Annotated in this window: 9 protein-coding genes; 3 read left to right on the forward strand and 6 right to left on the reverse strand. The window is 42.8% G+C overall.

All coding sequences use genetic code 11. The features are described 5' to 3' along the window. Positions 1-184: 184 nt before the first annotated feature. Positions 185-2,407, forward strand: coding sequence for an acetyl-CoA hydrolase/transferase C-terminal domain-containing protein (locus LJE72_RS08145; protein ID WP_229247119.1), 2,223 nt, complete (start codon positions 185-187; stop codon positions 2,405-2,407). A 114-nt stretch (positions 2,408-2,521) separates the two neighbouring features. Here the strand turns inward: LJE72_RS08145 and LJE72_RS08150 are convergent, their stop codons facing one another. From LJE72_RS08150 to LJE72_RS08175, 6 genes are all read right to left on the reverse strand, one after another. Beyond that, positions 2,522-3,454, reverse strand: coding sequence for an ABC transporter permease (locus LJE72_RS08150; RefSeq protein ID WP_229247120.1), 933 nt, complete (start codon positions 3,452-3,454; stop codon positions 2,522-2,524). Beyond that, complete coding sequence (locus LJE72_RS08155) at positions 3,451-4,536, reverse strand: ABC transporter permease (protein ID WP_229247121.1); 1,086 nt, start codon at positions 4,534-4,536, stop codon at positions 3,451-3,453. The genes LJE72_RS08150 and LJE72_RS08155 overlap by 4 nt, the downstream gene beginning before the upstream one ends. Then, on the reverse strand, positions 4,517-6,064 hold the full coding sequence (locus LJE72_RS08160; RefSeq protein WP_229247122.1) for an ABC transporter ATP-binding protein: 1,548 nt from the start codon (positions 6,062-6,064) through the stop codon (positions 4,517-4,519). The genes LJE72_RS08155 and LJE72_RS08160 overlap by 20 nt, the downstream gene beginning before the upstream one ends. 150 nt (positions 6,065-6,214) lie before the next feature. Continuing rightward, positions 6,215-7,336: a BMP family ABC transporter substrate-binding protein gene (locus LJE72_RS08165; RefSeq protein ID WP_229247123.1), complete on the reverse strand. Its 1,122-nt coding sequence runs from the start codon at positions 7,334-7,336 to the stop codon at positions 6,215-6,217. Between the two features lie 392 nt (positions 7,337-7,728). Further along, positions 7,729-8,943: an LUD domain-containing protein gene (locus LJE72_RS08170; RefSeq protein ID WP_229247124.1), complete on the reverse strand. Its 1,215-nt coding sequence runs from the start codon at positions 8,941-8,943 to the stop codon at positions 7,729-7,731. Continuing rightward, positions 8,940-9,920, reverse strand: coding sequence for a (Fe-S)-binding protein (locus LJE72_RS08175; protein WP_229247125.1), 981 nt, complete (start codon positions 9,918-9,920; stop codon positions 8,940-8,942). Before LJE72_RS08175 ends, LJE72_RS08170 begins: the two co-directional genes overlap by 4 nt. 440 nt (positions 9,921-10,360) lie before the next feature. On the opposite strand from LJE72_RS08175, the gene LJE72_RS08180 reads away from it, so the two are divergent. Together LJE72_RS08180 and LJE72_RS08185 are read left to right on the forward strand one after the other, a co-directional pair. Beyond that, positions 10,361-11,269: a M23 family metallopeptidase gene (locus LJE72_RS08180; RefSeq protein ID WP_229247126.1), complete on the forward strand. Its 909-nt coding sequence runs from the start codon at positions 10,361-10,363 to the stop codon at positions 11,267-11,269. Between the two features lie 5 nt (positions 11,270-11,274). Then, entirely contained in the window at positions 11,275-11,706 is a 432-nt protein-coding gene (locus LJE72_RS08185; protein WP_229247127.1) for a bactofilin family protein, read from the forward strand. The last annotated feature ends 97 nt before the right edge of the window (positions 11,707-11,803 follow it).

The following is an 11,803-nucleotide window of genomic DNA, read 5'->3' on the forward strand; positions in this document are numbered from 1 at the left end:
ATTTTTTGTTAACTTTTTACGGATGGGCCGATTAAATAGTAATTATTCATGTGGATTGGAGGACAGTTAGCTGAAGTTAGATTAAAAGTATTATAACGACAATGTGGCTCATCGAGTAAATAACAATCGGTCTAAAGATGCTCTCATTTTCTGTAATTTGTTGAAATGGTGGGTGAGTATTCAAATGAAAGAAAACTCGGGAATGATCTATGACGATGCGAAAAAATGTGTCGATGAAGTTATTAACTACATAGGGAAGGATATTTGCTATGCTATGACTCTTGCCCTAGGAAAGCCAGTTCATTTTATCAATGAACTTTACTCTAGAGCAAAAAAAGACCCCGAAATTAAACTTAAAATTATTACTGCTCTTTCTCTGGAGATACCTAAAGGCAACTCTGAACTCGAACGGCGCCTAATGCAACCGATTGTAGACAGAGTTTTTGCAGGTGTTCCGGAATTTGAATATATGATTGATTTTAGGGCAGGTATCCTTCCAAAAAATGTCGAGGTCTTTGAATTTTACTCTAAAGCAGGTACTTACCTCAATAATCCCGTAGCCCAACAGCATCATTTGTCTTCTCACTATACACATGTTGTTCGAGATGCTTTAGCCCTAGGCACAAACGTTTTTGGTGAACTTATAGGTTACAGAGAAATCAATGGTAAAACTATGTATTCTATGGCCTGTAACCCTGATATCTGTCTGGAAACCGTTCGTTTAATGAGTGAAATGAGAGCCAATGGCCAAAAAATAGTGATCATCGGAGAAGCAAATAAAAAAATGCCTTTTATGTATGGAGATGCCGTTATAGAGGCCGAAACTTATGATATGATTCTTCAGGGTCCACAATACGACTATGAACTTTTCTGTCCTCCTAAAGATTCTGTCGCCCTGGCAGATCATATGATCGGTATTAATGTCAGCCCTTTAATCAAAGATGGCGGTACCATTCAAGTTGGCATTGGAGCCCTTGGGGATGCTATTGTTTCGGGACTTATTATGCGCAATGAACATAATGCTTTGTATCAGGAAATCCTGGAGAAAGCTGGCATAAAAAAACGATACAAGGAACTGATTGCCCGGTGGGGAGATACAGGCACTTTCGAAAAGGGGCTCTACGGTTCATCCGAAATGTTTGTTGATGCCTTTATGCAGATGTATAAAAGTAAGATTCTAAAAAGGAAAGTCTTTGACAGCATCCCTATTATGAAACTGATCAATGCGGGAAAGCTTGCAGCAGATAACATTCCTCCTGATATTATCGACCAACTCATTGAGGTGAACGCCTTGCATAGAAAACTTAAGGCCAAGGACTTCGCTTTTCTCACGGATTTTGGGATCCTGAAACAGGGCCTTTCTTATGAAAACTATACAATTATCGACGGAGAGACCCGCTACTCTACCGATATGAATGAGGAGAAAAACAGACTAGAGATTCAAAAACTGCTTGGGAAGGAACTCCTCAAAGGTACAGTGATACTAGGAGCATTCTTTTTAGGTCCAAAAGCATTTTATCAAGCCCTCAATGATATGAGCGAGGAAGAAAGAAAGCTCTTTGCCATGTCAGCTGTCGAGAAGGTCAATCAGCTTTATGGCGGAGAAGAACTGCGTACCCTGCAACGTAAGGATGCCCGCTTTATAAATACCGGCATGGTTGGCAGCGTTTTTGGGGCAATTGCTTCAGATCAACTCGAGAATGGTCAAGTTGTCAGTGGAATCGGCGGGCAATATAACTTTGTAGCGATGGGCCATGTCCTGCCTGATGCCAGGATCATTATCATGATCAAAAGCACAAAAGGTTCCGGGAAGAACCTTAAATCAAATATAGTCTTTAGTTACGGTCATTGTTCAATCCCTAAACATATGAGAGATATTGTTGTTACTGAGTATGGGATAGCTGACATTCGCAGTAAGCCAGAAAAACAGGTTATTGCCGAAATGATCAATATTGCTGACTCTAGATTCCAGAAACAGCTGGTATCACAGGCAAAAAAGGCAGGAAAACTTCCCCCTGATTATGAAATTCCTGAAGAGTATAGAAATAATACACCACAAAAGATCCATGCCCTGCTTAAACCCTATCAGTCGCATGGGCTCTTTCCACAATTCCCGTTCGGAACGGATTTAACAGAAATTGACATCACTCTAGCTGGTGCCTTGAAAGGCATGAAGGGGCTCGCCAAGGGAAATCGGCTCAAATTAGCAAAAGGAATGTTGGCAGAACTTTTCAGACCTACTCCAAAATCAGTTCAGCACTACTTGGACAGAATGAAACTTGCTCACCCCTCTTCGATTAATGAGAAAATCATGAGAAAGATTGTAGTTTTCGCACTTAGGAATGCCAATGTAATTCCATCTTCTGCTCCACGTCCCATTAATGTTTCGACTCAAGTAAAAGGCTAAGTTTTGGTAAGCCTTTATTGATTAAAAATAAAAACACGTCTATGAGATGGCTAAAACTATCCTCATAGACGTGTTTTCTTATTTAGGGCAATTTTATACCTTTAAGTTGAGAGGCTACCTCTCCTCTCGGTCATACGACAGACCCAACGCCCCAGGCGCGGTTAGACGTCCCTTTTGACGGGCTACCACAAAAACCAGGATTATAACTGTGAATAAATAAGGTAACATTTGTAAGAAAAAAGGCGATATTTGATAGCCCAGAACTTGCAGACGGAAGCCAAGGGCATCAATCCCCCCAAAAAGGTAGGCACCCATTAAGGCTCGCCATGGATTCCACAAGGCAAATATCACGAGAGCTACCGCTATCCAGCCTCGGCCCGCCGTCATGTTTTCTAACCAACTTGGAGCATAGGCCAAGGATAAGTATGCTCCTCCTATACCCCCTAAGGCTCCACCAGCCATTACATAGATATATCTCAGATAAAAGACGTTTAAACCAAGGGCATCCATAGCTGCAGGATTTTCTCCCAAAGCTCTAAGATTTAAGCCGGGTCTGGTATGAAACATAAAATACCATATTATAACAACCAACACATAGCTGATGTAAACTAACGCATCATGTTGAAAGAAAATGGGGCCGATGTAGGGTATATCTGCCAAGGGACCCAGGGGGATAATGCCAAATGGCTTCTCAACAGGAATTCCAATATAAGCTTTACCCAGGTAACCGCTTAGCCCAGTACCAAAAATAGTTAGCGCTAAACCGCTTACGACTTGATTAGCCCGAAGTGTAATGGTTAGGAAGGCATGAATTAGGGCCACTGCTCCGCCGGCCAGCATGGAAGCTAACAAACCAAGCCAAGGGCTGCCTGTGGTTACTGCCATCATAAACCCTGAAACTGCGCCGATCAGCATAATGCCTTCAACTCCGAGGTTGATGATTCCTGCTCGTTCAGTAATTAGTTCACCTAGGGCTGCATAGAGAATCGGTGTACCGGCAATCACTGAAGCTGCCAATAAAGGGATCAAGAATTCTTGGATGCTCACTTGCTTAATTCCTCTCCTTTCTGGCTCACCAGTTTCAACCGGTAGTTAGTAAGGACTTCTCCTCCAAGGACAAAGAAGAGTATCGCCCCCTGTAACATTGTAGCTACAGCGGCAGGCACACCCTCTACCTGGACTGCGTATCCTCCCACCTGCAACGCCCCAAACAAGACTGAGACAATAAGGATAGCCAAGGGGTTAAGCTTGCTGAGCCAAGCCACAATAATGGCTGTATACCCGTAGCCCGGGCTGATTCCATGTTGCAGCTTACCAATAATGCCGCTAACTTCAGCCATACCTGCCAACCCTGAAATTGCCCCGCTTAGAAACATCACCAATAAAATATTTCGTTTGATATTCATGCCTGCGTAACGTGCCGCTCGTTCACTTGAACCAATTACGTTAATGCTGTATCCCCAGCGGGAATACTTAAAAACAATGGCTAGGATAACAGCCAAGGCTAAAGCGAAGAACAAACCCGTATGAACACGGGAATCACCCAGGCCAGGTAACCTGGCAGCCTCCGCAAAAGATGCAGTTATGGGGAAATTTGATCCCTCGGGATCTCTCCAGGGACCGTAGACCAAAAAGTCCACCCAGAGGATCGCCACGTAATTGAGCATTAAGGTTGTAATAATTTCATTAACCTTCCAAATTGCTCTCGGAATAGCCGTCAAAAGCGCCCAAAGTCCCCCTGCAATCATTCCAAGGATAATCATTCCCGGGAGCATGAGGTAAATTGGCAGAGCGGGAAAGGTTAAGGGCAACCAGGTTGCCGCCATAGCCCCCATGTAGAGTTGCCCTTCAGCACCAATGTTCCACAACTTCATCTTAAAGGCCAACGAAACTCCTAATGAGGTTAACATCAGTGGAATAGCCTTAACCATGGTCTCAGTGAGTCCATATTTCGAACCCAAACTGTCAACAAACATAAGCGAATACACTGTCAGTGGATTTTCTCCGGTAAGGACTAAGAAAATACCTCCTAATAACAGAGCCAACAGTACGGATATTAGAGGGATGATAAAAACCATCACCGGCGACGGAGTTAAGCGTTTTTCCAGTTTAAAGGTGAGCCGGTTCATTGTCATTCATCCTTTCTTTGGCTAAGCTGGAACCTGTCATTAAGAGTCCTACCTCTTCTAAGTTAGCTTGTTCAACCGGAAAATCTCCTGTTAGCTGACCGTCGAATACTACCCCTACCCGGTCTGCTAATTTAAATATCTCGTCAAGGTCCTCAGAGATCAGCAGGATTGCAGTCTTTTGTTTCTTTAATTCCAAAAGTAATTTATGGACCGCTTCAGTGGCTCCGATATCCAATCCCCTTGCAGGATAAATAACTACCATTAATTTGGGTGAACTGGAAATCTCTCTAGCCAATAACAGCTTCTGCAAGTTCCCCCCTGACAGCACTTTAATAGGCTGATGCAAGCTGGATATTTTGACCTGATACTGTTTTACTAAAGTCTCGGCGTTTCGCGCTACCGCTTGGGATTTCAACAACCATCGCCCTGAGTACTCCTGCTGATGATAATTTTTTAGAATAAGGTTTTCCAGGGCATTTAGTTCAGGTACAAGTCCCATACCTAAGCGATCTTCAGGTACATAAGCAACCCCTAGGTCAATGATAGTGCGGGGGGAGAGGTTGCTTATATTCCCGTTGTTTAAAAGAACTTTTCCGCTCTCGACCTGGCGCAAGCCTGCGATGACTTCCGCCATTTCTCGTTGTCCGTTGCCCGATACACCGGCTAGCCCGAGTATTTCTCCTTCCCGTACACAAAGGGTCATGTTACGCAAGCAAGGCAGACCCATGTCGTTGAAGGCATTTACTTTATCCAGTTCCAGTACGACCCCACCCACAGGAGAAGAGTCTCTCTCATACTTTGAGGCCACAGCTCTGCCAACCATTAAGCGGACCATTTCTTTGGCATTAATTTGGTCATGTTCAAGTACGCCAGCTAACTTTCCCTGTCGCAACACGGTAACTCGATCTGCAATCGCCTCAACTTCATTAAGCTTATGTGTAATAAGAACAATGGCACATCCTGCGGAGGCCATTCTGCGTAAATTTTCAAACAGTTCCCCGGCTTCCTGAGGCGTCAATACCGCCGTGGGTTCATCCAATATCAATACTTTAGAACCGCGGTAGAGCATACGGACAATCTCTACGCGCTGTTTTTCTCCGACCGAAAGTTGCCAAACCTTGGCATTCAAATTGATCTCCAGACCATATTTCTTTCCAAGCTCATTAATCTTGGCTTTAAGTTCCTTGTTCGCTAAAAAAAAGGAATTTCCCTTTTCACCTAATATAATATTTTCGGCTACAGTAAAGGGCTCGACTAATTTAAAGTGCTGATGGACCATACCGATACCGCAAGCTATGGCATCCCTAGGGGAACGAAATTTTTGTTCACCCCCGTTTAGTAGAATTTTGCCGGCATCTGGCTTGTAAAGCCCAGCTAGTACGGACATTAAAGTACTTTTCCCTGATCCGTTCTCTCCCAATATGGCATGTATTTCTCCAGGGTTAATATCAAGGTCTACATGGTCATTCGCCAGTACACCTGGGAACTTTTTCACGATTCCCTTTAATTGGATTAAGGATTGGTTCATCTCTGTTCCCCTCAATTCACAAACAATTTCCGGCGAAACCTTAAAAAGGAGGCTACGAAATTATGGGAGATTATGCTTTTAAGGTTAATTAAACACCCTTCTAAGCATAATCTCTGCCATAAAGATGGACAAATTATTTATAGCCAGATTTTATTTAGGAATTGTTCCGTCTACGCCTTCAACAAACCAGTCCATTGAAAGCATATCTTTGTCAGCCATTACTTGACCTTCTGGGACTTTAACGGCTCCCGTTTGATCCTTAATAGGCCCGGTAAAGACGTCCCATTTTTTGCTCACAATTTTATCTTTAGCATCTGCTACGAGTTTCTTAGTCTCATCGGTTACCATAGGACCGAAAGGAGCAATATCAACAATACCATCGCTCATAGGACCCCAGTATTGATCGTTTTTCCAAGTCTTATTAATAACTGATTCCACAGTTTGCACATAGTAAGGACCCCAATTCCAAACTGCAGATGTCAACACTGCTTTTGGTGCCATCTTGGACATATCCATATTATAACCGATACCATATTTGCCTGCTTCTTCTGCCGCTTGCATAGGTCCAGGAGTATCCTGGTGTTGAGCAATAACGTCTGCTCCAGCCGTCAGGAGGCTCTTGGCGGCATCTTTTTCTTTAGCAGGATCATACCAAGTATTAGTCCAAACCACCTGTACTTTGGCAGCGGGATTAACAGAGCGTACCCCTTGAGTAAAGGCGTTTATGCCTCGGATAACCTCTGGGATAGGCATGGCTGCTACGTAGCCAATGGTGTTGCTTTTCGTAGTTTTACCAGCCGCGATACCTGTCAGATAACGAGCTTGGTAAATGCGACCGAAATAGGTCCCCACATTTTCTGCGGTTTTGTAACCAGAATTGTGCATAAAGGTAACATCAGGGTATTTTTTTGCCACATTAATGGTTGGATCCATATAGCCAAAGCTGGTTGTAAAGATGATTTTGTTACCTTTTTCAGCGAGCTGAGTAATGACGCGCTCAGAATCCGCGCCCTCAGGAACTGATTCCATAATCGTTGTCTCCACTTGTGGTAATTTTTCTACTAAGTACTTGCGACCTTGGTCATGAGCAAAGCTCCAACCTGCATCCCCTACTGGTCCAACATACACAAACGCAACCTTGAGTTTCTCCTTAGTAGCGTCAGCCGGCGCTGGAGTTGAAGTTGCTGGGGTCTTGGCACCACAACCGGAAATAACCAAAAGTAGCGAAACCAATAAGGCGACTAAAATTGCACTTCTTCGTTTTAAATTCATCTCAATTTTCCTCCTTTTTCTTTCTCTATTCCCACCACTAAATAAATTTGTCTGTTATTCACCTCCCATTTCTTTTACAAGAAAAGCTTCCCAGAGATAAGATAATCACCTCTAGAAAGCTTCGTTGCTAAATTACCCAGTACTAGCTCTATTATATTACCTGCAATTATAAATTACAATGATTTCTTGTGTATGTAAGATTCTCTTCCTTTACTATTATTATCTTTTCTCGGCACTCAGTAATTCCCAGATAAACTATTGCCATATATTTTATAAATATTAATGAATTTTCAAAAAATTTAAGCTGTTAGTTTTTCGTTAAATTTAATTCATACAAAAAAAACATTTGCAGATTTATCCGCAAATGTTTTTAGAAACTGGCTTTTTTAGTTTTATCCTTCTAATTTACCGTAAATAACGCGCTCTCGAAGTTCTCCAATCATAGCAGGAACATTGATACTCATCGGACACCTCTCTACACATCTGCCACAACGCAAGCAAGAGTAAACAAGGGGAGCTGCTTTCTCCATGCCTCCGGACACAAATGCTGTCCAGATTGCGCCGATGCCTCCCATATAGGTGTGACCAAAATGACCTGCAGTTACTTGGAACACAGGGCACTCATACATACATCCACCACAACGCAGACAATGCAAGGCCTGACTGAACTTTTCCTCATGGGCCATTTCATTTCGGCCATTATCTACGAAGATGACGTAGAATTCCTTAGGGCCGTGCGCTCCATAAGTTGTCACTTTCTCGATATCGCCCGTTTTGCTCGGCCCGCTGACAATATTAACGTAACCTGGAACACCATACTGAGCATATCTCCAGGTAACTTCAGCAACTTTCATAGCTTCCTGAAACGTCGGGACTAATTTCTCAACCCCAACCATAACAATATGGACCGGAGGCGCACCCGTTGCCAGTCGAACATTACCTTCGTTTTCAATAATAACCATTGCGCCGGTGTCTGCAGCCACTACATTGGCACCACTGATTCCTACATCCGCAGTAAAATACTTTTCACGCAGAAATTCTTTGACTACCTTCACTTCTTCGGCAATATCCGGCGGCACTACTTTGCCAAAAAACTTCGTAAAGACCTCAGCCACTTGTTCTCGTGGAACATGAATGGAAGGGGAAAGGATATGCATTGGACGTTCCTTACGCAGTTGAAGTATGAACTCTCCCAAATCAGTCTCCCAGACCTCGTTGCCATTGTCCTCCAGGTATTCACGCAGATGGAGTTCCTCTCCCAGCATACTTTTTCCTTTGACTACAGTTTTACCCTTGCCAATAATACCGAGAGCAATATCTAAAGCAGCCTGATGATCCTTAGCGTAAAAGGCTTTTCCTTTGTTGCGCTCCACAGAGGCCATTGCCGTTTCCAATAGATTGTCCAAATTAGCCATAGACTGCCGCTTAATCTCTTGTACTTCCTCTGCCAGTGCCGGGGTATGCGGAAAACGTTCTAAAGTTTCGGTAACTGTATTGCGATAGGAAGTAACCGCCCTTGAAATCGCTGTCCGAATGTTTTTATCCTCGCTGGCTGCATTAAGGGACTTGGCATAATTGACAAAGTCCTTTCTCAAATCCACTGTCATGCTTTAACCCCCCTATATAGGAATTCAATTAAATCTTCAACTACAGCTGAATCACCCTTAGCGCGTCCAGCCTCTAAGGCTGAGAGGCAATACGGACATGACGTCAGAATATGTGCTGAACCGCTTTCCTTCAATTCAGTCACACGGCGTTCACCAATAACATGGGATAACTCTGGAAACAGAATTTTTATGGGTCCGCCACAACAAGACGTCCATTCACGGTTCATAGGAGCTTCTTTCACATCGGCACCAATGCTGACCAGAATATCTCTCAGTTCTTGATGAATACCTAATTCTCGAGCCAATCGGCAAGAATCATGTATCACAACTGACTCGGCAGATTGGAGCTTAGCTAACTTATCTCGCCGCTCCCAAACGAGGTCAACATACGTACGTATTTCAAAGTCAAAACCTTCAACCATTTTTGGATAAACAAACTTAAAGACTTCTGCAGCATGAGGAGAGAGGCAAACAATGGTTTTAGCACCGCTTTTTTTAATCACTTCCACTACTCTCTTTACATAATCCTCCATGTCTTGTAAGTATCCTAATTCATAGAGCAAGGCTCCGCTGTACAGTTCCTCATTTCCTGAGTAACAGAACTCATAACCCAGTTCTTTAAGCACCTTGGCGGCTTTAAAACAAACCGAATTATACCTGTCCTTGTCCTTAGCAAGTACCGAAGCATACATCTTTTCCGGACTGAATCCGGTCTTATTCAGTATATTTCTTGCGCCCATCATCATAGAAAAAACCTTGCTACCCTGATCGAGATGAGTAATTGTTTTAACCAACGAGTCGATAAAGGGGAGCATCTGATATTCTCCACCTGTATAAAAAAGCACGTCCCCTTTAGCCGGCAAGTCAAGTTCCTTAGCCCATGAAGAAACTTCAGAACCCTTTAAAGCCAGCGGACTGCCATGCTTAATAATATTTTCACTTATGACATCCAACACCATCGGCATTTTTGTTTCCACAATCTAACACTTCCTCCCCCAATAATATATGGGTCAAATACCCCTTCTCTTGATGCAGGCATTTTTCTCCATTCAGAAAGCGCGCATCGATTTTCTCTTGCGCGCCTTCATTATTCGTCAATACCAAATCAGCGTAGCTTCATACATTCTATTATAATAAAAAACCAAATGAAAGTAACCCTATTCGTGTATTGTATTATGTATTCCTGTTAATCCTCTTTAATAGGTCAGACTCTCAATCTGGAACTATTTGAATTAGTCAGATCCTAATAATTTGATAGAAACCGTTTAATTTGGATTATAACCCTCTAATATTCTTTTATTGGGTTCAAATCCCTTGATATTGCCCACAATTCGCTGGATTTCTTGACAAGCACTTTAAGGACGTTTATTGTAAATATAGGAATAAATATTCCAAACATTTATCTGGAGGAATGAGATTGAAAGGTAAATATACGATTATATTCATTCCGCCTGATCAGTCGACGACACGCCAATTTCAATTTTCTAAACTCGGCAAGCGGTATCTGGGTGCAGGAATGCTTCTTATAGGGTTGATAATCATTGGTTTATTTGCTCGGACCCTTTATCTAAGTCATTACATAAATCATCTGCAACCTACTATAGACCACATTACTCGACTTGAATCCACGATTGAAGAACGTGATAAGAAAATCTCCACTCTAAATGAAAAGTCCACTCAAATTACTGAAGATCTTAACCGGATAACAGACCTCGAAGAAAAACTTTCTACCCTCTTGCCATTACAACCCTCCGCATCATCGACATCCCTTAGCCGCGGTATCAGCCATCCTGCCCCCAACTCTATTCTTGTCAACCCTCTGCTTCAAACTCCCGACCAAAATGCTAAAATTGTTGCTGACCATTTGGTTCTCTTACAACGCTATTACGAAGCAGCGATTGTGCAAAAAGATCAACTTGAACACACTCCAAGCCTTCTTCCTGTAAATGGAGAGATCACCTCTCCTCACGGTTATCGCCGAAATCCCTTTGGAGGTTGGTCGAAAGAGTTTCATAATGGAATTGACATCGCCTGTGATTATGGCACCCCTGTCCTAGCGACTGCAGATGGGGTTGTTACCTTTGCTGGCCAAAACTTAATCTTCGGGCTAAGAGTAGACATTGATCACGGCCAAGGCATAACGACCTTTTATGGTCATAATTCTCAGCTTCTGGTGAAGGAAGGGGACCATGTAAAAAAACGAGACGTGATTGCTTACAGTGGAAATTCCGGTCGAAGTACGGGATCTCATCTTCATTACGGTACCATTGTTAATGAAAGAAATGTGGATCCTTTAACCTTTACTGAAGTAACAAAGGAGATTTAAAACAAATGTTCAAAAAACTTTCCAACTCTCAATCTAATGGTGACGTTACGTTAATTGCTTCGGAGTGCCAAATAACCGGATCAATCATCATCAATGGGAATGCTAGGATTGACGGAAAAGTCGAAGGAAGTGTACAAGCAACCGGGGATTTAATAATTGGTAACAGCGCTCATTTGAAGGCTGATATTGAGGCCAATACTGTGAGCATTGCCGGGGAAGTACACGGAAACATAAAGACTGCGGATCTTTTAGAATTAAATTCTACGGCGCGCTTATTTGGAGATATATGCACACGTCAGTTTAAAGTTGAACAAGGTGCCCAGTTTACTGGGTTGAGTCAACTATTTGAAGAAACGACTCCTCCTTTGATTGTTCATGAAAATAGTAAGGAGCCTCGCTCAGCAAGGGAAACAAAACGGGTCTCTACGCGTGCCTGATTCTGAATTGATCTGAATCTTTTTGAAAAACCATCTTAATGAACACTTATGAGGGCAGTCGAACCAGTGATTCTGGTACGATTGCCCTCTTCTATTT

Origin of the sequence: Desulfosporosinus shakirovi (assembly GCF_020595055.1) — a bacterium.
GTDB classification, from domain to species: domain Bacteria; phylum Bacillota; class Desulfitobacteriia; order Desulfitobacteriales; family Desulfitobacteriaceae; genus Desulfosporosinus; species Desulfosporosinus shakirovi.